Origin of the sequence: Guyparkeria halophila (assembly GCF_034479635.1) — a bacterium.
GTDB lineage: Bacteria > Pseudomonadota > Gammaproteobacteria > Halothiobacillales > Halothiobacillaceae > Guyparkeria > Guyparkeria halophila.
On record NZ_CP140153.1, the window covers coordinates 867,774 to 888,208 of the forward strand.

Annotated in this window: 22 protein-coding genes; 18 read left to right on the forward strand and 4 right to left on the reverse strand. The window is 63.5% G+C overall.

Annotated features, from left to right (window positions below):
* Nucleotides 1-221 precede the first annotated feature (221 nt).
* Nucleotides 222-1,463, reverse strand: coding sequence for a signal recognition particle-docking protein FtsY (ftsY, locus tag SR882_RS04055; protein WP_322522068.1), 1,242 nt, complete (start codon nucleotides 1,461-1,463; stop codon nucleotides 222-224).
* A 154-nt stretch (nucleotides 1,464-1,617) separates the two neighbouring features.
* Here ftsY and rsmD point away from each other — a divergent pair, with 154 nt between their 5' ends.
* On the forward strand, nucleotides 1,618-2,223 hold the full coding sequence (rsmD, locus tag SR882_RS04060; RefSeq protein ID WP_322522069.1) for a 16S rRNA (guanine(966)-N(2))-methyltransferase RsmD: 606 nt from the start codon (nucleotides 1,618-1,620) through the stop codon (nucleotides 2,221-2,223).
* A 4-nt stretch (nucleotides 2,224-2,227) separates the two neighbouring features.
* On the opposite strand, the gene flgN is transcribed toward rsmD, so the two are convergent.
* The 3 genes from flgN to flgA form a co-directional block, all read right to left on the reverse strand.
* Nucleotides 2,228-2,725 carry a flagellar export chaperone FlgN gene (flgN, locus tag SR882_RS04065; RefSeq protein ID WP_322522070.1) on the reverse strand — a complete coding sequence of 166 codons (498 nt, stop codon included), beginning with the start codon at nucleotides 2,723-2,725 and terminating at the stop codon, nucleotides 2,228-2,230.
* 157 nt (nucleotides 2,726-2,882) lie between these two features.
* Nucleotides 2,883-3,200 carry a flagellar biosynthesis anti-sigma factor FlgM gene (gene flgM, locus SR882_RS04070; protein ID WP_322522071.1) on the reverse strand — a complete coding sequence of 106 codons (318 nt, stop codon included), beginning with the start codon at nucleotides 3,198-3,200 and terminating at the stop codon, nucleotides 2,883-2,885.
* Nucleotides 3,201-3,383: 183 nt separating this feature from the next.
* Nucleotides 3,384-4,148 carry a flagellar basal body P-ring formation chaperone FlgA gene (gene flgA / locus SR882_RS04075; protein ID WP_322522072.1) on the reverse strand — a complete coding sequence of 255 codons (765 nt, stop codon included), beginning with the start codon at nucleotides 4,146-4,148 and terminating at the stop codon, nucleotides 3,384-3,386.
* 322 nt (nucleotides 4,149-4,470) lie between these two features.
* Between flgA and SR882_RS04080 the strand changes: the two genes are divergently transcribed.
* From SR882_RS04080 to fabF, 17 genes are all read left to right on the forward strand, one after another.
* Nucleotides 4,471-5,430, forward strand: a complete 960-nt coding sequence (locus tag SR882_RS04080; RefSeq protein WP_322522073.1) for a chemotaxis protein — start codon at nucleotides 4,471-4,473, stop codon at nucleotides 5,428-5,430.
* Nucleotides 5,431-5,438: 8 nt separating this feature from the next.
* Complete coding sequence (locus SR882_RS04085; RefSeq protein WP_322522074.1) at nucleotides 5,439-6,242, forward strand: CheR family methyltransferase; 804 nt, start codon at nucleotides 5,439-5,441, stop codon at nucleotides 6,240-6,242.
* A gap of 93 nt (nucleotides 6,243-6,335) precedes the next feature.
* On the forward strand, nucleotides 6,336-6,749 hold the full coding sequence (gene flgB, locus SR882_RS04090; RefSeq protein WP_322522075.1) for a flagellar basal body rod protein FlgB: 414 nt from the start codon (nucleotides 6,336-6,338) through the stop codon (nucleotides 6,747-6,749).
* Nucleotides 6,750-6,801: 52 nt separating this feature from the next.
* Nucleotides 6,802-7,209 carry a flagellar basal body rod protein FlgC gene (flgC, locus tag SR882_RS04095; RefSeq protein WP_407653344.1) on the forward strand — a complete coding sequence of 136 codons (408 nt, stop codon included), beginning with the start codon at nucleotides 6,802-6,804 and terminating at the stop codon, nucleotides 7,207-7,209.
* Nucleotides 7,210-7,248: 39 nt separating this feature from the next.
* Nucleotides 7,249-7,950 (forward strand): flagellar hook assembly protein FlgD, encoded by a 702-nt coding sequence (locus tag SR882_RS04100; RefSeq protein WP_322522076.1) that lies wholly within the window; start codon nucleotides 7,249-7,251, stop codon nucleotides 7,948-7,950.
* A 15-nt stretch (nucleotides 7,951-7,965) separates the two neighbouring features.
* Nucleotides 7,966-9,216 carry a flagellar hook protein FlgE gene (gene flgE / locus SR882_RS04105; protein ID WP_322522077.1) on the forward strand — a complete coding sequence of 417 codons (1,251 nt, stop codon included), beginning with the start codon at nucleotides 7,966-7,968 and terminating at the stop codon, nucleotides 9,214-9,216.
* Between the two features lie 177 nt (nucleotides 9,217-9,393).
* Entirely contained in the window at nucleotides 9,394-10,137 is a 744-nt protein-coding gene (gene flgF, locus SR882_RS04110) for a flagellar basal-body rod protein FlgF (protein ID WP_322522078.1), read from the forward strand.
* A 21-nt stretch (nucleotides 10,138-10,158) separates the two neighbouring features.
* Complete coding sequence (gene flgG, locus SR882_RS04115) at nucleotides 10,159-10,947, forward strand: flagellar basal-body rod protein FlgG (RefSeq protein ID WP_322522079.1); 789 nt, start codon at nucleotides 10,159-10,161, stop codon at nucleotides 10,945-10,947.
* A 25-nt stretch (nucleotides 10,948-10,972) separates the two neighbouring features.
* Nucleotides 10,973-11,665, forward strand: a complete 693-nt coding sequence (gene flgH, locus SR882_RS04120) for a flagellar basal body L-ring protein FlgH (protein WP_322522080.1) — start codon at nucleotides 10,973-10,975, stop codon at nucleotides 11,663-11,665.
* 11 nt (nucleotides 11,666-11,676) lie between these two features.
* Nucleotides 11,677-12,810: a flagellar basal body P-ring protein FlgI gene (locus SR882_RS04125; RefSeq protein WP_407653345.1), complete on the forward strand. Its 1,134-nt coding sequence runs from the start codon at nucleotides 11,677-11,679 to the stop codon at nucleotides 12,808-12,810.
* Nucleotides 12,811-12,819: 9 nt separating this feature from the next.
* The gene (flgJ, locus tag SR882_RS04130; RefSeq protein ID WP_322522081.1) at nucleotides 12,820-13,860 is read left to right on the forward strand and encodes a flagellar assembly peptidoglycan hydrolase FlgJ; all 1,041 of its coding nucleotides are present in this window, start codon (nucleotides 12,820-12,822) and stop codon (nucleotides 13,858-13,860) included.
* A gap of 74 nt (nucleotides 13,861-13,934) precedes the next feature.
* A complete protein-coding gene (gene flgK / locus SR882_RS04135) occupies nucleotides 13,935-15,620 on the forward strand; it encodes a flagellar hook-associated protein FlgK (protein WP_322522082.1) in 1,686 nt (561 codons plus the stop codon).
* Between the two features lie 21 nt (nucleotides 15,621-15,641).
* Nucleotides 15,642-16,535, forward strand: a complete 894-nt coding sequence (gene flgL / locus SR882_RS04140) for a flagellar hook-associated protein FlgL (protein ID WP_322522083.1) — start codon at nucleotides 15,642-15,644, stop codon at nucleotides 16,533-16,535.
* A 252-nt stretch (nucleotides 16,536-16,787) separates the two neighbouring features.
* Complete coding sequence (gene fabD / locus SR882_RS04145; protein ID WP_407653363.1) at nucleotides 16,788-17,714, forward strand: ACP S-malonyltransferase; 927 nt, start codon at nucleotides 16,788-16,790, stop codon at nucleotides 17,712-17,714.
* Nucleotides 17,715-17,769: 55 nt separating this feature from the next.
* Entirely contained in the window at nucleotides 17,770-18,528 is a 759-nt protein-coding gene (gene fabG / locus SR882_RS04150) for a 3-oxoacyl-ACP reductase FabG (RefSeq protein ID WP_322522085.1), read from the forward strand.
* 149 nt (nucleotides 18,529-18,677) lie between these two features.
* The gene (gene acpP, locus SR882_RS04155) at nucleotides 18,678-18,917 is read left to right on the forward strand and encodes an acyl carrier protein (protein ID WP_058575544.1); all 240 of its coding nucleotides are present in this window, start codon (nucleotides 18,678-18,680) and stop codon (nucleotides 18,915-18,917) included.
* A gap of 205 nt (nucleotides 18,918-19,122) precedes the next feature.
* Nucleotides 19,123-20,370, forward strand: coding sequence for a beta-ketoacyl-ACP synthase II (fabF, locus tag SR882_RS04160; RefSeq protein ID WP_322522086.1), 1,248 nt, complete (start codon nucleotides 19,123-19,125; stop codon nucleotides 20,368-20,370).
* The last annotated feature ends 65 nt before the right edge of the window (nucleotides 20,371-20,435 follow it).

The window sequence follows — 20,435 nt, forward strand, 5'->3', positions numbered from 1 at the left end:
CGCGAGCGCAGGCTTCGCCCACGTCCGGAAAGGTCATTGGCTTTGCAAGGGGCAAGGCGGAAGGTGCGCAGCGCGTGTGACGCAAGCCAGCCATGGCTGGTCTGCATTCGCCTATCGACTGGATGTGTCTCTTCGCTCACGGCGCGGCTCCTTGCCCTCGAATCTTGTTCTCGAATCCGGCACTCGAACTTGCTCATGACGGTTTCCGATGCATTCGTGCCTCAGTCCGGTTGACGGTCGAGCAGGGCGTCGACGAAGGCGCGCGGCTCGAATGGGCGCAGGTCCTCGGCCTTCTCGCCCACGCCGATGAAATGAATCGGCAGGCCGAGTTCGTCGGCGATGGCAAAGACAATGCCGCCCTTGGCCGTGCCGTCGAGCTTGGTGACGATCAGGCCAGTGAGCTTCACCGCCTGGTTGAACTGCCGGGCCTGGACGAGTGCGTTCTGGCCGATGCTGGCATCGATCACCAGCAGCACCTCGTCGGGTGCCTCGGGTTCGGCCTTGGAGATCACGCGGATCAGCTTGCCGAGTTCGTCCATCAGGCCGGATTGCGTGTGCAGCCGTCCGGCGGTGTCGACGATCAGCAGGTCGCTGTTGCGGGCCTTGGCCGAGCTCACGGCGTCGAAGGCGACCGATGCCGGGTCGCCGCGGCCCGGTTCGCCGATCACGCGCACGTCGTTGCGCTCGCCCCAGCTGATCAGCTGTTCGACGGCCGCCGCGCGGAAGGTATCGGCGGCCGCCAGTGTCACGTCGCGGCCCCCGGCCTTGAAGCGATGCGCGAGCTTGCCGATGCTGGTGGTCTTCCCACCGCCATTGATGCCACAGACCACCATCACGTGCGGTCGCCCCGACTGCCGACGGGCCGGCGGCTCGGTTGGCTGCACCGCCTCAAGACGCTCGACCATCAGGCGGTAGAGGGTCTCGAACAGATGCTCGGGGTCGTTGACGTGCTTGCGGCTGACCTCGTCGGTCAATTCGTCGATCAGGGCCGCGGTGGTTGCCTGACCGACGTCGGCCATGATCAGGCGCGTTTCCAGTTCCTCGATCAGGTCGTCGTCGATCTGTTTCTTGCCGAGGAACAGGTCGCCCAGCCCCTCGGTCAGTCCCGACCGGGTTTTGGCCAGTCGACTGAACAGCGAGCCGGATTGTTCGGGCTTGGGCGCTGCTACGGCAGGCGCTTTGTCGGGGGATGGCGACTCGGTGTCGGTTTCCTGACGCCCGGCGTCGTCATCCCGAGCCGGCGTGGCGGTCGGTGCGCCAGCGTCGGCGGACTCGGCCGGTCGGTCGGTTTGGAGGGCCGATGCAGCGGGCGATGGGGCTGGTTGATCGTTTTCGGCTATCGGTTCGGCGGGAGTCGCTGTGTCATCGCCGCCGGAACCGGCCGCGTTGAGGTCCTGCGGGGTGTCGTCGTGGACCTCGGCGGCTTCGTTCTTGCGCTTCTTGCGTCTGAGAAATCCGAACATGAAATCGATGGTACCTGGGTTCGCGGCCGATGGTTGGCAGGGCGCAGCGGTGCCCCGCATGGCGCCGACGGAGTTTATCATGCAGCCATTGCCCAACGGCGGTGTCCGCCTACCGTTGGCTCATTACCCATAGCGATCGGCAAGGAGAGTCTTCATGCCCAGCACACCGAAGGGGCGCGGCCCGGCGCGTGGCGAGCAGGTGCGCATCATCGGCGGGGAGTGGCGCTCGAGGCGCCTGCGCTTCCCGTCGGCGCGTGATCTCCGCCCGACACCTGATCGTGTACGCGAGACCTTGTTCAACTGGCTGGGGCAGGGCCTGCCGGGGTGGCGGGTGCTCGATCTGTTTGCCGGCAGCGGCGTGCTGGGTATGGAAGCGCTTTCACGCGGGGCCGCGTGGGTGGGGTTCGTCGAGCGTTCGACGCGGGTGGCCAGGGCGCTGGAGGAGAATCTGGCTCGCCTGGATGCCTCGCCGGAACGGTCCTCGGTTTGGGCCATGAATGCCCGCCATTGGTTGTCTGCGGTGCCCGAGACGCTGGATGGGCCGATCGATCTGGTCTTTCTCGACCCGCCGTTCCGTCAACCCGATTTGTTGCAAGGCGCGCTGGATGCCCTGGTCGAGGCACCCTGGCTGGCCGAGGATGCGCGGGTGTTTGTCGAGGGGGCGGCGCTCGAGTCCCTCAGGCTTCCGGGTGGGTTTGTCGTGAGCCGCGAGACGCGGGCAGGGGAGAGCCGCTCGGTATTGCTTGAACGGCGGGTTTGAGGCCTCAGGCGTCGCCCAGCGTCCGCCCGCGACTGCCGGCGTTGTGCTCGGTGCCGCCGGCGGTGTAGAGCGAGCCGGCCGGCTCGTCGCGCTGGATCAAGAAGTCGATCCGCTCGCCGAGGAAATGATCGATGCGCCGTAGGGCCATCAGGTTGGTCTCCGAGAGATCACGGAATCGGCGGGCGGTGCTTTTCAGTTCATCCCAGGTAGCTCGCGCGGATGCGTTCTCGCGTTCCAGTGCCGTTTCGGTGTCGGCCTCACCCACGGACGTCAACCAGTCCAGTCGAGCCTGCTCGGCCGCGGCCAGTGCCTGGTTGTGTTCGCGGATCTGCCGGAACACCTCGTCGAACTCGTCGAGCGACGGGGTTTCCTGGCGTCGCAGCAGGGCGGCGAGCGCCTGATGGTCCTCGAGCAGCGCCCGTGCCGGCTCGAGCATGCCGGCCAGCCAGTCGGTGGGCGAGGGGGATTGATCGGCGGGGGCGCTGGTATCGAACTGGGTCATGTTGGTTGCCTGCTTGGCGTTCCTGCTTGATGTTCACGAATGCCGGGTGTCAGCGTGAGCATACGAATTGCTGGCGCCCAATAGAAGCACCCCGGTCGGGTCATCCCGCCGGGGTGTCTTGTGCCGGGCTTTGCCCGCGCCCTGCTCGTCAAGGAGATTACAGCGTCTCGAACTGGCGCAGCTTCTCGGCGATGCGGCCGGAGTCGATCTGGTACTCGCCCTGGCTGATCAGATCCTTGATGAGATCGACCTTGGCCTGATCGAATGGGGCGGACTCGGCCAGCGCCTGGCCCATTTCCTGGAGCTGGGAAGCCCCGCTGGAGAGCGTCACGGCGTCATCCTCCTTGATGCCCGTCGTCGCGCTGCCGGTTGCCTGTTGGCTCTCGCCCTTGGCCTCGGTCCGACTGCGGGACGAGTCCAGCGAGGAGTTCGGGCCCAGATTGCGCGGGCCGAAGCCGTTGATTTCGTTTGCCATGGTGCTTGATCCTTCCTGTCTCGGACAATGTGTCCGCGCCGTGGCACGGGCCCGGCTGGCAGGCGTCTAGGTTAACTCAAAATGTCCCGTCGCCCTTGAACATCGGCCGGTTGCCGTAAAACTTTAGCGCCGACTGAAATACTTTTGGAAACCGGCACGCATCGTCGCTGTTTTGTCACTAGCTTAACGGCCGATCGCCTCGACCGTGCGACTGTCGATGACGACCGCTTCAATTACCTTGCCGGAGCCGGTGTTCTTCACCTTGACCCGCTGGCCCACGCCGGCGCGGCCCTGGACCTCGCCGGTTGAGCCGACCACGAATCCGCCGTGGCCGACCTGGATGGAGACGAGGTCGCCGCGCTCGACCACCGCGTTGATCCCCAGGTTGTGTGCGGTTACCAATTGACCCGACTGTAGGGGTTGAGTCGCCATCATGCCGACAAGTTCCGCCGGATCGGTGTAGTACTGACGGCGGGCGCGGTTGGCATCCACGGTGGCCAGATCGAGATCCTCGAGACCGAGGACGTCACCGGCGGCCAGCGGGCGGGCGGCAACCACCGCGTGCTGACGCCGGGTGAGTTCGACCGGGACGTAGATGCGCCACGGCGAGTTGCCATGACAACTGACCTTCACCGTTTGACGGCCGCGATTGAGGTTGAGTGGGCGGCCCTCGTTAATTTCCAGTGCCTGGTCGCAAACCCCCAGGCGTAATCGGGGGTCGAGGCGCCCGGCTCTGAGCGTGAGGTGATCGTTGCCGCCACCCTGCGCGTCAAGAAATGCCTCCATGGCCTGGCTGACCTGAATCTGGACGGTCTCAGGGGCGTTGCCCGATTCGGCCAGCGCCAAGGCCGGTGCCAACAACCAGCCGGCCAGAACCACTATCGAACGCAGCAAGGCCTTGCCGGTCAGCGTGTCTTTCGGTTTGGCGGTGACGCGGGAATGACTCATGGGGATGTAATCTTGATCTCGGGTTGCTTGCACCGCGTTTTAAAGCACTTACTATGCCATTCCTTGGGGCGGCCGGTCTTCGCGCGGACGATGTGGCGGTGTGAGCGCAACCCTCCGGTGACTGCGCTACCATGCCGGTACGATGTCGTTGCGGGGCCGTTGACCTGGATGAGTCGGGTCAGCGAGGCCGATTCAGCCAAACCGATTCACCCAGGCCGATGAGGTTGGCTGCGAGGCTAAAGATTGCGCCGACCGGGCCGATACGACGTCTGATTAACCAAGACTCCCCGCCACTTTCTGCGTCACCAGGACAGGACTAGCCGTGAAAAGCAACGTGATGTCATCAGTCGATTCCCGTACCCAGCTCGCCGGTCGCAACCGACTGGAGTTGCTGGTGTTCGGCCTGGGCAACGATCAGCGTTTCGGGATCAATGTGTTCAAGGTCCGCGAGGTGATTCGTTGTCCCAAGCTGACTGACGTGCCGCACTCGGACAGCTCGATTCGCGGGATTGCCGACGTGCGTGGGCACACGATCACCGTCATCGATCTGTCGGAGGCGATCGGCAAGGGGCGCATGACGGACGAGCAGGTGCAGAACGCCTTCGTCATCATCACCGAGTACAACCGTGCCGTGCAGGGGTTCCTGGTGCATTCCGTCGATCGGATCGTCAACCTGTCCTGGAAGGAAGTGCTGACCCCGCCGAGTGGGACCAACAATTCCAACTTCCTGACGGCCGTGGCCCGTATCGACAAGCAACTGGTCGAGATCATCGACGTCGAGCAGATCTTCGCGCGCGTTGTTGGTGTGGCCGACACGGTCTCCGATGACGTGATCGGCGAATACGGCGAGATCGCCAAGGGGTCGGATCTGGTGCTGGTGGTCGACGACTCGGTGGTTGCCCGCAAGCAGGTGGAAAGAACGCTCGAGCAGATGCATCTCAAGTCGGTGGTCACCAAGAACGGCCAGGAGGCAATCGACACGCTCCGGCGCTGGAAGGAGAAGCAGCCCGAGCAACTCGAGCGGCTGGCCATGGTGGTCTCGGACATCGAGATGCCGACGATGGATGGTTACACGCTGACTTCTCTTATCCGCCAGGACTCGCAGCTCAAGGGCATCTACGTCATCCTGCATTCCTCCCTTAGTGGCGTGTTCAACGAAAGCATGGTCAAGCAGGTCGGTGCCGATCGCTTTATCCCGAAGTTTCATCCGGATGATCTGGCCCGGGTTGTGGGTGAAGCGCTCCGCCGCCACGAGGTGCACCACGCCGTGGACGAGGCTTGACGAGCGGCATGAAGGCCGAAACCTTTGACCGGTTCTGCGCGTTCCTGGAACAGCACAGCGGTATCCTGCTGAGTCGCGACAAGCAGTACCTGGTGGAAACCCGATTGTCGCGCGTGGCCCGTTCGAAGGGCCACGCCTCGGTGGAGGCGCTGATCGAGACATTGCTGTCGCGTCGCGATCGCTTGCTTGCCCGCGACGTGGTCGATGCCATGACCACCAACGAGACGCTCTGGTTTCGTGACGGTTACCCCTTCGCGGCGCTGGAGAAGAAGTTCTTCCCCGAGGCGGTTGCGGCGAAGAAATCCAGCTACCGGATCTGGTCGGCGGCCTGTTCCACCGGTCAGGAGGCGTTTTCGATCAGCATCATTGCCGAGGAGCAGCGGGTGCCGTTCAATCTCGAGATCGTCGGCACCGACATCTCCGAGGCAGTGGTCGAGAAGGCCCGCCAGGGTGTTTTCGATGATCTTTCCCTGGGGCGTGGGCTATCGCCGGAGCGAAAGCGTCAATATTTCGTCAAGGCCGGTAATGGCTGGAAGGTCGCCCCCCAGATCAGTCGCCGGACGCAGTTCCGCGTCGGTAACCTGCTCGAGTTGCGCCCCGAGTCCCGTCGCTACGACCTGGTCTTCTGCCGCAACGTCCTGATCTACTTCTCGCGCGAGACCAAGGCTAAGATCATCGACCGCATCGCCGACACGCTGGTGCCCGGCGGCTACCTGATCCTCGGCGCATCGGAGTCACTGACCCAGCTCTCCGACCGCTTTACCCCTGAACGATTACCCACCGGTGGCACCGCCTACCGACTCAAGGACTGACACCCCAAAAACGAGTCCCTTCGGCTCGATTCTCAAAACTGGCACGCTTATCGCATAAGCCCTCGGCACTGACATTGTGTCGAGGGTTTTTTCATGTCGATCATCAATGACCGCCTGCTTGGCATCCACGACGATGCCCTGATGCTTCAGGAACGCAGCCTCAAGCTGCGCGCCGAGAACATCGCCAATGCCGACACGCCGGGCTACAAGGCGCGGGTAATGTCGTTCGACCAGGCGATGGAGACGGCGTTGCAGAGCAAGTCCTCCTCGCCGGCCGGGAGTGCCGGGCGCCTGATGACCGAGGACCCGCGCCAGATGGGTGGCGGCGCCTCCTCGTCGATCCGCGAGGGCTTTTCCGTACCGGACGCGCCGGCGCTGGACGGCAATACCGTCGATCTCGACAAGGAGCGGGTGGGCTTCACCCAGGATGCCGTGGGCTATCAGACGACGCTTTCGTTCCTCAACAGTCGCGTTGCCGGCATCAAGAAGGCCCTGAGTGGCCAGTGATGACCGATTTGGCGCCCCGCGACCTACACTTTCCAGTCAAGGCAGGTGAATCATGAGCTTGTACGACGTATTCAATATCTCGTCCTCCGCGATGGCGGCGCAATCGACCCGATTGAACACCACCGCATCGAACCTGGCGAATGCCAACGTGGATGCCTCCTCACCGGAAGAGGCCTACAAGGCAAGACAGCCGGTGTTCCAGACCGTGCTCGAGGCCAATGGCGGTCGTGGCGTGAAGGTCGCCGGGATCACCGAGTCCCAGGCGCAGGCGGCCCCAAAGCACGACCCGGGCAATCCGCTGGCCGACGAGAACGGCTATGTCTATAGCTCGAACGTCAATCCGGTCGAGGAGATGGTCAACATGCTGTCGGCCTCACGGACCTACCAGACCAATGTCCAGGTGATGGACACCACCAAGCAGCTGGCCATGCGCACGCTGCAGCTCGGCCAGGGCCAGTAAGGCTTGATGTGAAGGCCGGGAACCGGCAAGGGGTATGACATGACCAGTTCCGTTAACAGCGACATCTACGCCGACCTCGGGCTTGCTGCCTCGAAGGGGAACAAGGGCGAGAACAAGCAGAACCTGGACCAGACGGACTTCCTGAAACTGCTGACCACGCAGATGCAGAACCAGGATCCGATGAAGCCGATGGACAACACCCAGTTCGTCGCGCAGATGGCCCAGTTCTCCTCGCTCGAGGGCATTACCCAGCTCAACGACACCGTCTCCGGGTTCCAGGAGTCGGTGCAGTCAAACCAGGTAATGCAGGCCTCCTCGCTGGTCGGCAAGGCCGCCATGGTCAAGGGCGATACGGCCCAGATGTATCACATGCAGCAGGCGGATGGCAGCACGGCACCCTCTGGGATCCTGGGCGCGGTCGACGTGCCCGCCGGCGCCTCGAAGATGAGCGTCGAGATCACCAATGCGAGTGGACAGGTGGTCAAGACCATCGACGTGCCGGTCAACGGATCGGATCGACCGTCCTTTTCCTGGGACGGACGGCTGAAGGACGGGCGCATGGCGCCCGAGGGCAACTACAAGGTGAATGCCACGGCGACGGTGGACGGCAAGGGGCAGGCGCCCCAGACCTACGTCGGGGCCGTGATCAGCAGTGTGGGCGTGACCAAGAATGGGCCGGAGCTGAATCTCGACGGTTTGTCGTCGGTCAAGCTGTCGGATATCGTTGAAATCATTAATTAAACCGGAGGACGCAGCATGTCGTTCAATACCTCCATCAGCGGCCTGAACGCCGCGCAGAAAGACCTGAACGTGACGAGCAACAACATTGCCAATGCCAAGTCCACCGGCTTCAAGAAGTCGCGGGCCGAGTTCGGCGATATCTATGCGGTCAGCGCGTTCGGCAACAGCAAGACGGCCGTGGGCCAGGGTGTCATCAACCAGGCGGTCACCCAGCAGTTCTCGCAGGGTAACCTCGAGTTCACCGATAATTCGCTCGACTTGGCGATTTCCGGTCAGGGCTTTTTCGCCTTCCAGCCCTCACTGGATAGTTCCGAATCTGTGTTCAGCCGTGCGGGTGCGCTAGGCGTGAACAAGAACGGTTATCTGGTGAACCAGGCGGGTGAGTTCCTGAAGGCACTTCCGGTTAACGAGAATGGGACATTGCAATCGACCTCATTGGCGACCTCCAGTCCAGTCCAGTTGCCGGTAGCCGCCGGCGCCCCGCAGGCTACCACCGAGGGAAGTTTGTCGCTCAACTTGCCCGCAGGTGCAGCAACCCCGCCGGTGACGACGTTCGACCCTGATGACCCGGACTCTTACAACCAGGCAAACTCGCAGCGGATTTATGATTCCTTGGGTAATCCGCACACGTTGACGAGTTATTTCGTCAAAACAGGCAATCCCAACGAATGGGATGTTTACTACCAGATCGATGATCAGCCGGTGGCTGACATGACCCAGCAGACGGTTACGTTCAATACAGATGGTTCGTTCGACTCGGCCAGTGCCAATCCGGTGACCGTGACCGAGACCGGTGCAAATTTGGGCACTGGGGCTGGGGATCTGAGTATCGACATGACGTTTCGCACCGACTCGACTCAATACAATGGCCCGTTCAATGTTGCCGATCAGTCAGCCGACGGCAACACCACCGGTCAACTGACTGGCATCTCGGTCGGCACCGACGGCCTGATTCGTGCGAGCTACACCAACGGCGAGTCCATCCCGCTTGGCAAGGTCGCCCTGGTCGACTTTCGTAACCCCCAAGGCCTGAAACAGGTGGGCGACAACCAGTGGATTGAATCCATCGACTCGGGTGGGCCGCTGGCGGGTGAAGCCGGTACCGGTACTTTTGGTGCCATTCAGGGTGGGGCATTGGAGACGTCCAACGTCGACCTCACTTCCGAGTTGGTCAGCCTGATCACCGCACAGCGGAACTTCCAGGCCAACTCGCGGGCGATCGAGGCCAACAAGACCCTGAGCGACACCATTATCGGCATCCGCTGATCCCCTCCAGCGAATGACCGATCCATGAGGCGGCCTGCGGGCCGCCTTTTTCGTGCCCGCAAGCGCCTAAATCGGCGCGTCTTTCGTTGAATATTTCCTCTTGGCACACCTCCTGCATTACCCAGGGTAACGGGGCATTTTCCCCGGTTGTGATTCGTGAATCGTGGAGGTGTTGTGATGGATCGTCTGGCTTATATCGCCATGAGCGGTGCCTCGCAGACATTACGGGCCCAGGCCACCAACGCCAATAATTTGGCGAACGTGAACACCCAGGGCTTCAAGGCCGATATCGACGCCTTTGCCGCCCTGCCGGTCTACGGCCCGGGGCAGGCCTCGCGGGCCTATACCGAGGCGCAGGGCAAGGGCGCGGACTTCTCCGCTGGCCCCTTGATGACCACCGGTCGGGATCTGGATGTCGCTATCAAGGGTGACGGGTTTCTTGCCGTCGAGGCGCCGGACGGGCGGGTGGCGTACACCCGCCGCGGGGACCTGCACCTGACCGCCAACGGCCAGTTGCAGACCGGGCAGGGTGATCCGGTGATGGGCAACGAGGGCCCGATCGCGATCCCACCGGCCGAGAAGATCGACATCCATGCCGACGGCAGCATCAGCATCATCCCGGTAGGGGGTGACGCCAACGCGCCGGCGATGGTCGATCGCATCCGGCTGGTCAACCCGGCGCAGGCCGATCTGACCAAGGGCGGGGATGGACGCTTTTCCCTGCGCCCAGGCGTTGAAGAACCCCAGGCCGATGCCGCGGTTCAGGTAGCCAGCGGCGTGCTCGAGGGCAGCAACGTCAACGCCGTCGAGGCCATGGTCAACATGATCGAGTACGGCCGCATGTTCGAGACACAAAGCCGCATGATTCGCACGGCAGACGAGAACGGCGAAGCCGCCGACCGCCTGATGCGCCTCGGTTAATTCAGTTAGGGGAGACACACCATGACCACACCCGCACTCTGGACAGCAAAAACCGGCCTGGACGCGCAGCAGACGCGCATGTCGGTGATTTCCAACAACCTCGCCAACGTCAATACCACCGGTTTCAAGCGTGACCGGGCGGTGTTCGAGGATCTGATCTACCAGAACTACCGGCAGGTCGGCGCGGCGAACAACCAGCAGGACGAGGTGCCGACGGGCCTCAACGTCGGCACCGGTGTCCGCGTGGTGGCCACGGAGAAGCAGCACACCCAAGGCAATCTTCAGCAGACCGATAACGCCCTGGACATGGCCGTCAACGGCCGCGGTTTCTTCCAGGTGCTCCAGCCGGACGGCAACATCGCCTACACCCGTGACGGCGATTTCTCGCTCAACAGCGACGGCCAGTTGGTCACGGCTAATGGTCAGCCGGTACAGCCGGCGATCAACGTTCCACAAGGGGCGCAATCGATCACGATCGGTTCGGACGGTACGGTCAGCGCGCAGTTGGCCGGCCAGGCCCAGCCGGTCCAGCTGGGCAACATCCAGCTGGCGGACTTCGTCAACCCGGCGGGCCTGCAGCCGATCGGCAACAACCTGTTCGTCGAGTCTGGCGCCAGTGGGGCGCCCCAGCTGGACACCCCAGGCCTCAACGGCCTGGGCGCGATCCAGCAGGGCGCGCTGGAGAGCTCGAACGTCAACGTGGTCGAGGAGCTGGTCAGCATGATCGAAACGCAGCGTTCGTACGAGATGAATTCCAAGGCCATCTCGACGACCGACGGCATGCTCCAGTACCTCAACCAGAACGTCTGATGACGCCGATCCACGGAGGCCTGTCATGAAATCGTCAATCCAGTCGCTTTTCCGGGCACCGGTCTGGCTCGGGGTGTTGCTGCTGGCCGGTTGCGCCAGTCAGCCGCCGATCAAGCCCGACCCGCAATTCGAGCCCTCGTTGCCGCCGGAGACATCCGAGCACAACCCGGTGCAGAGCAACGGAGCGATCTTCCAGACGGGGCAGGTGGACAACCTGTTCGCCGACTCGCGGCCGTATCGCGTTGGCGACATCTTGACGGTGATCCTCGAGGAGCGCATGCAGGCCTCCAAGAGCGCGCAGACCTCCACCGGCAAGAGCCAGGAAACGGCGATTACCCCGCCAAACGTCCTGGGGTTGACCGGCCCGGCGATCGAGCGGCTCAACGCGCAGATCAGCGGCGAGCGTGACTTCGCCGGCGACGGCGAGAGCAGCCAGCAAAATACGCTCAACGGTCAGATCACCGTGACTGTCGCCCGCGTGCTCTCCAACGGCAATCTCGTGATCCGCGGCCAGAAGTGGATCGGCATCAATCAGGGCAGCGAGTTCATCAAGCTGGCCGGGATGGTCCGCCCGCAGGACATCGCCGCCGACAACACCATTATGTCGACCCGCGTGGCCAACGCGCAGATTGCCTACGGTGGCGAAGGCGTGATCAACGAATCGAACAACATGGGCTGGCTGGCGCGCTTCTTCAACAGCCCGGTCTTCCCCTTCTGATGGTGGGTCGCATGCATATCACTACACACATTCGAGCCTTTCTCGCCGGCCTGTTGCCACTGATGCTCGCCGCTGCGGCCGCCGCCTATGCCCCGCAGGCGGGGGCCGAGCGCATCAAGGATGTGGCGAGCTTCGCCGGGGTGCGTGACAACCAGTTGATCGGCTACGGCATCGTCGTGGGTCTGGCCGGCACGGGCGACCAGACCACCCAGGTGCCGTTCACCCGCCAGAGCATCCAGAACATGCTCGAGCGCCAGGGGTTGTCGCCTGATGGCGGCAACGTGCAGCTCAACAACGTGGCGGCGGTCATGGTCACCGCCAACCTGCCACCGTTCGCCAAGCCGGGTCAGACGATCGACGTCACGGTCTCCTCGATCGGCAACGCCGACAGCCTGCGTGGGGGCGAACTCCTGATGACGCCGCTGAAGGGCGCGGACGACAACATCTATGCCGTGGCCCAGGGCAGCCTGATCGTCGGCGGCTTGGATGCCTCGGGGCGTGACGGCTCACGCGTGACCGTCAACATTCCCACGGCCGGGCGTGTGCCTAACGGGGCGACGGTCGAGCGCAGCGTCCCGTCCAAGATGGGTGGTGCCGGGGCGGTGTTCCTCAACCTCCGCGAGCCTGACTTCACCACCGCGCGCCGCATGGAAAAGGCCATCAACGATGCGCTCGGCGGTGGCGTGGCACAGGCGGTCGATGGCGGCACGGTCAAAGTGCGCGCGCCTGACTCGCCCGACCAGCGTGTCGGTTTCATGTCGGTGCTGGAGAACGTCCAGGTCCAACCGGGTGAAGGCCCGGCCCGCGTGGTGGTCAACTCGCGCAGCGGGACGGTCGTCATCGGTCAGAACGTCACGATCGAGGCGGCCGCTGTCTCGCACGGCAACCTGACAGTCACGGTGGACGAGAGCCTCAACGTCTCGCAGCCGGCGCCCTTCAGTGAAGGCGAGACGGTCGTCACGCCGGAGTCGGATGTCACCGTGCAGGAAGCGGTTAATCCCGCTTTCGTCTTCGATCCGGGCGTGAAGCTCAACGACATCGTCCAGGCCATCAATGCGGTCGGTGCCTCGCCGTCGGACCTGGTTGCCATCCTGCAGGCGCTCAAGAGCGCCGGGGCGCTCAAGGCCCAGTTGATCGTGATCTGAGGTGACGTGATGGTTAGTCCGGCGCAAATCAACTCGTATACCGATTTCCAGGGCCTCAACCAACTGCGTTCGCAGGCGGGTAAGGATCCGGGGCAGGCGCTCAAGCAGGTCGCCTCCCAGTTCGAGACCCAGTTCGTCAAGATGATGCTGCAGTCGATGCGTGAAGCCACGCCGCGCGATGGTCTGTTCAACAGTGAGCAGACCAAGACCTTCGAGGGCATGTTCGACCAGGAGATCGCGCAGAAACTCTCCAGCCGCGCCGGCGGCATCGGCCTGGCAGAGATGATCGAGCGCCAGTTGTCCAAGCAGGCCGGCGCCATGGACGGCGAGCGGCCATCGGAGGGTTTCCCGCTGCAGGTCAAGGAAGGAGGGGGCGTGGTCGAGCAGGCGCCACGTGCCTACCCGTTGCCCGATGCCTCCGAATGGACCCTGCGTCCGCATGCCTGGATGCAGAAGGACCGGGAGACCGAAGACGTCCCCGGGGAGGACAAGAAACTGGCGCAGCCGGGACCGACGAAAGAGCGGTTGGCCGCGCTGGATTCATCCGAGGCGGCGGGCGTCAAGAAACAGCCGGCCTACTGGGAATCGCCGGAGCAGTTTGTCGAAGCCATCCTCCCGCATGCTCGGGAGGCGGCCGACAAGCTGGGCGTTTCGCCCAAGGTGCTGGTGGCTCAGTCGGCGCTGGAGACCGGCTGGGGCAAGCACGTGCCGCATGACGGCAGCGGTCAGGCGAGCAATAACTTCTTCGGCATCAAGGCGGATCGCAGCTGGAACGGTGAACGCCAGGTCCATGGCACGCTGGAATTCGAGTCCGGCAGTCTGGTGCGTCGACAGGCCGCCTTCCGTGAGTACGACTCGATGGCTGCCTCGTTCAACGATTTTGCCCGTTTCATCCAGGAGAACCCGCGCTACGGCAAGGCCCTGGAAGCCCGTGACGATCCCGAGCAGTTCGCCCGGGAACTGCAGCAGGCCGGCTATGCCACCGACCCGAAGTACGCCGACAAACTGATATCGATCATGAATTCGCCGGCGATGAAGGACGCGGTGTGATCCGGTCGAGCCGGTGCTCAAGTTTTCCCTTCTTCTGCCGATAAGGTCGGCAGTACTCCCTTAGAGGCCTCACCATGGCGGACATCCTCAGCAACGCAACCAGTGGTCTGCTCGCCGTTCAGCGTGCCCTGACCACCACGGGCAACAACGTCGCGAATGCGAACACCGAAGGCTATTCCCGCCAGGTGGTCAACCTCAGCGCTCGCCCCCCGGAGTTCGTCGGTAACGGCTACGTGGGCAATGGCACGCAGGTGCAGTCCATCACTCGGCGTTTCGACCAATTCGTCGAAAGCCAGTTGCGTGATGCCACCAGCGACAACAGCCGGCTGCAATTCGTGAACGAGTTTGCCAGCCAGATCACCGGTGTGCTGGGGGACACCGAGACTGGTGTCGCCCAGAGCACGCAGGCCTTTTTCAATGCAGCGAGCGACGTGGCGGCGAACCCCACCGACACGACAGCCCGCCAGGCCTACCTCGACCAGGCCTCGGCCCTGACGGATCGTTTCAACCAGCTCGACGGGCGTCTGGCAGACATGAATGCGCGCATCGGCATGGAGGCGAACGCGATCTCGCGTGAGGTGAATACTTTTGCTGAGGAGATCGCCAACCTCAACGACACGATCAGCAAAGCCTACCGCCGCGATCCCAACGCCTTGCCGAACGACCTGCTTGATCGGCGCGATCAACTGGTTCGTGATATCGCCGAGCGGGTCAATATTCGGGTGAACGAGGACGGGGCCGGTTCGCTGAACCTGGCCGTGGGCACCGGCCAATCGCTGGTGACGGGCAACAGCGCTACCCAATTTCAGGCGATCAATGGCGCTTCCGGTTTGACCGTCAAGATCGGCGACAAAGTCATCACGGAGCGGGTCACCGGCGGCAAGATCGGCGGCATGATTGATACCCAGAACGAGCTGATCACTCCGCTGCGTAACGAACTGGGGCGGGCGGCGATGGTGATGGCCCAGGAGAGCAATGCCATCCAGACCAATGGCTTTGACCTCGACGGCAATGCCGGTAACCCGCTGTTCAGCACGCTTGGTACCTTCGAGCCGAATGTGACCGTGGATAGCCGGAACGACGGTGACGGTTCTGCCTCCGGCTCAATCACCGATGCCACGCTGCTCGAGGGCACGCGCTATGAGGCGCGCTTCGATGGTGCCAATTGGCAGATCCGCTCACAGGACGATCCGGGCACGACGCTGGCGACCGTCGGCCCCGCTGGCACAACCTCGGGTCTGCCCGGTATGGACCTGAGCTTCAACGGGACGCCGCAGTCGGGGGATGTGCTCTACATCGATCCGGCTGCCGGGGCCGCCGGGCGGATCGAGACCTCCTTGAGCGACCCACGCGATGTCGCCGCTGCCGGTGACGACGGTACGGGCAGTTCGCTGGGCACGCGCGACAATACCCAGATCCAGGCGATGGCCGCACTGGCGAACCAGCGCCTGGTTGGTCAGACCGCCTCGGGTGGCCCCGGCCAAGACGGGATCGATGCGTTTGATGGTCAGACCATCGGCGGAGCGCTGTCCTCGGCGGTCAGCAATGCGGGATCGGTGGCTGCGACCGCTCAGCTGCAGGGTGAGTCGGCCCAGTCGGCACTCGACAGTCTTGTGGCCCGGCAGCAGTCGGTCTCCGGGGTCAACCTGGACGAGGAAGCGGCCAACCTCCTCAAGTACCAGCAGCAGTACCAGGCGCTGGCCCGGACGATTTCCATCTCGGGCAACCTGTTCCAGTCCGTTCTCAATGCTCTGGGCTAAGGCCGGGGCGAGGGTAAAGCGATGCGCGTTTCCACGTCATTGATGTTCCAGCAGGGGGTGCAGAGCCTCCAACGACAGCAGTCCGAGATGATCCGGGCACAGACCGACATTGCAACGGGTGTGAAGCTGCGGACCGCGGATCGCGATCCGGTCGCTTTCGGCCAGGCCAGCCAGTTGACCAATCAGCAGGCGCGCGTGGACCAGTTTCTGCGTAGCAACGAGATGGCAACCGGCAAGATCGAGGCGCAGGAGACGCGTTTGTCGGCGAGTACCGATATTCTCCAACGGGTTCGCGACATCGCTATTCAGGCCAACAATGGCGCCAATGATGCTACCTCGCGCGCCGCGTTGGCCGATCAGTTGGCGGAGTTGCGCGACGCGCTTGCGGGACAGGCCAATGCCAAGGATGAGCGCGGCGAGTACGTGTTCTCCGGGACACAGGCAGGACAGGTTCCCTACGATGCGGCAGGGGTCGACCAGCTAGCGGGTGCGGCCCAGCCAGTCGACTTGCAGGTGAGCGAAAGCGACTCGGTCACGGTGAACCGGGTGGCCAGCGATATCTTCAATACCGCACCGGGTTCCAACCGTTCCGCCATGCAGGTGATCGACGACCTCGAGGCGGCCGTGCGCACGGGTAACGATGCCGCCTACGGGGGGCTGCAGGGGGAGGTCGACGACGTGCTCGACCGCGTGATCACCGCTCAGGGCGAAATGGGCAACCAGCTCAACAAGCTCGAGCGCCTCCAGGATGACCAGAGTGCCTGGAGCCTGAGCAACAAGGAGTCAATCTCCAAGCTCCGCGACACTGATCTCGCCGAGGCGATTACGCGACTCAACGAGAACTACCTGACGCTGCAGGCCACGCAGCAGAGCATGGCCAAGATCCAGCAACTGTCCTTGTTCAACAACCTCTGATCCAGACGAATCTCACCCTGAACTGACGCAGCATCTTGATAGTGCCCGTTCGGTTGCCTTGGTGAGGCGGCCGGTCGTGAAGGGGTGTGCCGTCGGCCTCGTCTTTCGCTCGTCGAGAAAGCAGCCTCTCTGGCTACCCTTGATCCGGTTTCCACTCTTCCCATATGCCCATTGGGTGTCGGGAGTGCGGTGCCAGAGCGTCGGGGCGGCTGTGGTACGATCCCGCCGTTTTCAATCGGCGAGAGCATGAACATGATTGCAGGGGTGTTTCCGGGGCAGGGTTCCCAGTCCATCGGCATGGCCAGCGGCTGGGGCGAACACGAGGATATTGCGCAGGCGGTCTTCGATCGTGCGAGTGATGTGCTCGGTTACGACCTTTGGGCACTGGTCGCCGATGGTGATCCGGCCCAGCTCAACCAGACGGAACGTACCCAGCCGGCCATGCTGGCCGCCGACGTCGCGGCCTGGCAGATCTGGCGTCACAACGACGGGGCCATGCCGGCCGCACTCGCCGGCCACAGCCTGGGCGAATACGCCGCGCTGGTGGCCGCCGATGCCATCGATTTCGAGGCGGCGATTGCCCTGGTCGCCCGCCGCGGCCAGCTGATGCAATCGGCCGTGGCCGAGGGACAGGGCGCCATGGCTGCCGTCCTTGGCCTGGAAGACGATGCCGTGCGAGGGGTTTGTGAGCGGGCCCGCGACGGAGAGGTCTGCGAGGCGGTGAACTTCAATGCCCCGGGCCAGGTGGTGATTGCCGGCGACCGGGCCGCCGTCGAACGTGCTGAGGCGATCGCCGGCGAGGCGGGTGCCAAGCGTTTCGTCCTGCTGCCGGTAAGCGTGCCGTCGCATTCCTCGCTGATGCGCGAGGCCGGCGAACAGCTGCGCGCCGAGATCGCGCAGGTCGACATTCGTGCTCCGCAGATCCCCGTCATTCACAACGTGGATGCATTGACCCACGAGAAGCCCGAGGCCATTGCCACCGCGCTGGTCGAGCAATTGTTCCGCCCAGTGCAATGGGTCGCCTGCGTCCAGGCCATGCAGGCAATGGGTGCCGGCGACCAGGTCGAGTTCGGCCCCGGCAAGGTGCTCACCGGCCTGGCTCGTCGGATCGATCGCCGCATGGGCGCCAAGGCGGTCTTCGACCAGGCCACGCTGGAGAAGGCACTCGGCACCGAGTAAGCCAGGCCTCGAGCAAGCGCGCTACCGAATCAAGAAACACCACGAGGAAGACCTCATGTCAGAACAAGCAAGCCAATTCGCCAACCTCGAGGGCCGTGTTGCCCTGGTCACCGGCGCATCGCGCGGCATCGGTGCGGCCATCGCCGATGCCCTGGTGGCCGCCGGTGCGACGGTGATCGGGACGGCCACCTCGGAGAAGGGCGCGGCGGCCATCGACGAGCGTCTGGGCGAGAAGGGTGCCGGCATGGCGCTGGACGTGACCGATGGCGCGCAGGTCGATGCGGTGATCAAGGAGATCGAGTCGCGCTTCGGGCCGGTGGCCGTGCTGGTCAACAACGCCGGCATCACCCGTGACACGCTGCTGATGCGCATGAAGGAAGACGACTGGGACGCGATCATCCAGACCAACCTCACGTCGGTCTTTCGCCTGTCGCAGAAGGTCATGCGCTCGATGGCCAAGGCCCGCTGGGGGCGGATCATCTCGATCGCCTCGGTGGTCGGTTCGATGGGCAATGCCGGGCAGACGAACTACGCGGCGGCCAAGGCCGGCATCATGGGCTTTTCCAAGTCGCTGGCGCGTGAGCTCGGCCCGCGCGGCGTGACGGTCAACGTGGTTGCCCCGGGCTTTATCGAGACCGACATGACCCGCGACCTGCCGGAAAAGCAGAAGGATGCCCTGCTGGGCAACATCCCCAATGGCCGGTTGGGCCAGCCCGATGAGATCGCCTCGGCGGTCCGTTTCCTGGCCGCCCCGGAAGCCGGTTACATCAACGGCCAGACGATCCACGTCAACGGCGGGATGTACATGGGGTAAGACCCGCCTTGGCGGGTTTGAGCGCTTAGGCGCATTTTTATTTGGCCTGCCGGGCGGTTTTCACTAGAATGCCGGGCAGTGTTGGCCCGGAGTTGCCGAGCCAAAATGTTTAATTGATTAGTGTTTGTACCAGAAGAGGTTCGATACGAATGAGCACCGTTGAAGAACGCGTCAAGAAGATTGTTGTAGAGCAGTTGGGCGTCAAGGAAGAAGAAGTTACCAACGAAGCTTCATTCGTTGACGACCTCGGCGCGGATTCCCTCGATACCGTCGAGTTGGTCATGGCCCTGGAAGAAGAGTTCGAGTGCGAGATTCCGGACGAAGAGGCCGAGAAAATCACCACCGTTCAGCAGGCCATCGACTACGTCAACAACCACAAGGACGCCTGATCGGGCCCTTGTGCGTTTCACAGGCCCCGCGCTGTTGCACGGGCCTGTGACCTGAAAACCGTGTTTCGGTCTTCCTTTCGGGGGGTCGATCGCGGTTTTTTACTAGGGGCCTCAGCCCGATGCGATCGGGCTGAGGCTTCCTGGGGATCGCCAAGCCGATCGGCAGCCCGCCCGGCCGTCACCTAACCAACTGGAAAAGAGCATCATGAGCAAACGTCGCGTCGTGATCACCGGCCTTGGGCTGGTGACCCCGCTGGGGAACAACGTCAAGGATTCATGGGACGGCATTCTTGCCGGCCGGTCGGGTGTGGCCCCCATCGATCGTTTCGATACCGAGAAGATGGCAGTCAAGTTTGCGGCCACGGTCAAGGATTTCGATCCGACCACGATCATCCCGGCCAAGGACGTGAAAAAGATGGAGCCGTTCATCCACTACGCGATGAGCGCCTCCATCGAGGCGATCGAAGATGCGGACCTGATCAGCGACTCGCTCGATCTTGACCGGGTGGGTACGTTCATCGGTTCGGGCATCGGCGGACTGGGTGGCATCGAGCGCAACACGCTGACCCTGGAAAACCAGGGGCCGCGGCGTGTCTCGCCGTTCTTCATTCCCGGTGCGATCATCAACATGGCCTCCGGTCAGCTTTCGATCCGCTATGGTTTCCGTGGTCCGAACCTCGCCACGGTGACTGCCTGCACGTCGGGCACCCACAGCATCGGCCAGGCCGCCCGCATGATTTCCTACGGTGATGCCGACGTGATGATCGCCGGGGGCACCGAGGGCGCCGTCTCACCGCTCGGTGTGGCGGGTTTTGCCTCGGCGCGTGCCCTGTCCACTCGCAACGACGATCCCGAGCGGGCCTCGCGTCCCTGGGATCGTGACCGCGACGGGTTCGTGCTGGGTGAGGGCGCCGGCGTGGTGGTGCTCGAGTCGCTGGAACATGCCCAGGCTCGCGGTGCGCATATCTATGGCGAGGTAAAGGGCTTCGGCATGAGTGCGGATGCCTATCACATGACCCTGCCGGCCGCCGACGGCGACGGTGCGCAGCGCTGCATGAAAGCGGCGCTCAAGGATGCCGATCTTCAGCCGAGCGACCTCGGCTACATCAACGCCCACGGGACCTCCACGCCCGCCGGTGACGGTACCGAGGTGCAGGCCATCAAGAAGCTCTACGGCGATACGCCGGTCGAGTGCCCGGTCAGTTCCACGAAGTCGATGACCGGGCACCTGCTCGGTGCGGCCGGTGCCATCGAAGCGGTGTTCTCGGTGCTCGCCCTGCGCGATCAGGTGCTGCCGCCGACGATCAACCTCGACAACCCCTCCGAGGATTGCGATCTCGATTTCGTGCCCCACGAGGCACGTCGCGTCGAGGGCCTCGAGGTGGCCATGTCCAACTCGTTCGGCTTCGGCGGGACCAACGGCACGCTGATCTTCGGTCGAACGATCGACTGATGGACGCGGGGCGACGCTCGAGCCAACCGGGCGCCCGTCGGTCCTGCCGGGACCGGCCGCCAGTG

Coding starts and splice junctions, on each gene's coding strand:
- flgN (WP_322522070.1), bottom strand. CDS start 2,725: ATGACCCAGTTCGATACCAGCGCCCCCGCCGATCAATCCCCCTCGCCC.
- flgJ (WP_322522081.1), top strand. CDS start 12,820: ATGGTTAGTCCGGCGCAAATCAACTCGTATACCGATTTCCAGGGCCTC.
- flgE (WP_322522077.1), top strand. CDS start 7,966: ATGTCGTTCAATACCTCCATCAGCGGCCTGAACGCCGCGCAGAAAGAC.
- rsmD (WP_322522069.1), top strand. CDS start 1,618: ATGCCCAGCACACCGAAGGGGCGCGGCCCGGCGCGTGGCGAGCAGGTG.
- ftsY (WP_322522068.1), bottom strand. CDS start 1,463: ATGTTCGGATTTCTCAGACGCAAGAAGCGCAAGAACGAAGCCGCCGAG.
- SR882_RS04100 (WP_322522076.1), top strand. CDS start 7,249: ATGACCAGTTCCGTTAACAGCGACATCTACGCCGACCTCGGGCTTGCT.
- flgB (WP_322522075.1), top strand. CDS start 6,336: ATGTCGATCATCAATGACCGCCTGCTTGGCATCCACGACGATGCCCTG.
- acpP (WP_058575544.1), top strand. CDS start 18,678: ATGAGCACCGTTGAAGAACGCGTCAAGAAGATTGTTGTAGAGCAGTTG.
- fabF (WP_322522086.1), top strand. CDS start 19,123: ATGAGCAAACGTCGCGTCGTGATCACCGGCCTTGGGCTGGTGACCCCG.
- flgM (WP_322522071.1), bottom strand. CDS start 3,200: ATGGCAAACGAAATCAACGGCTTCGGCCCGCGCAATCTGGGCCCGAAC.
- fabG (WP_322522085.1), top strand. CDS start 17,770: ATGTCAGAACAAGCAAGCCAATTCGCCAACCTCGAGGGCCGTGTTGCC.
- SR882_RS04085 (WP_322522074.1), top strand. CDS start 5,439: ATGAAGGCCGAAACCTTTGACCGGTTCTGCGCGTTCCTGGAACAGCAC.
- flgF (WP_322522078.1), top strand. CDS start 9,394: ATGGATCGTCTGGCTTATATCGCCATGAGCGGTGCCTCGCAGACATTA.
- fabD (WP_407653363.1), top strand. CDS start 16,788: ATGATTGCAGGGGTGTTTCCGGGGCAGGGTTCCCAGTCCATCGGCATG.
- flgK (WP_322522082.1), top strand. CDS start 13,935: ATGGCGGACATCCTCAGCAACGCAACCAGTGGTCTGCTCGCCGTTCAG.
- flgL (WP_322522083.1), top strand. CDS start 15,642: ATGCGCGTTTCCACGTCATTGATGTTCCAGCAGGGGGTGCAGAGCCTC.
- flgH (WP_322522080.1), top strand. CDS start 10,973: ATGAAATCGTCAATCCAGTCGCTTTTCCGGGCACCGGTCTGGCTCGGG.
- flgA (WP_322522072.1), bottom strand. CDS start 4,148: ATGAGTCATTCCCGCGTCACCGCCAAACCGAAAGACACGCTGACCGGC.
- flgG (WP_322522079.1), top strand. CDS start 10,159: ATGACCACACCCGCACTCTGGACAGCAAAAACCGGCCTGGACGCGCAG.
- flgC (WP_407653344.1), top strand. CDS start 6,802: ATGAGCTTGTACGACGTATTCAATATCTCGTCCTCCGCGATGGCGGCG.
- SR882_RS04125 (WP_407653345.1), top strand. CDS start 11,677: ATGCATATCACTACACACATTCGAGCCTTTCTCGCCGGCCTGTTGCCA.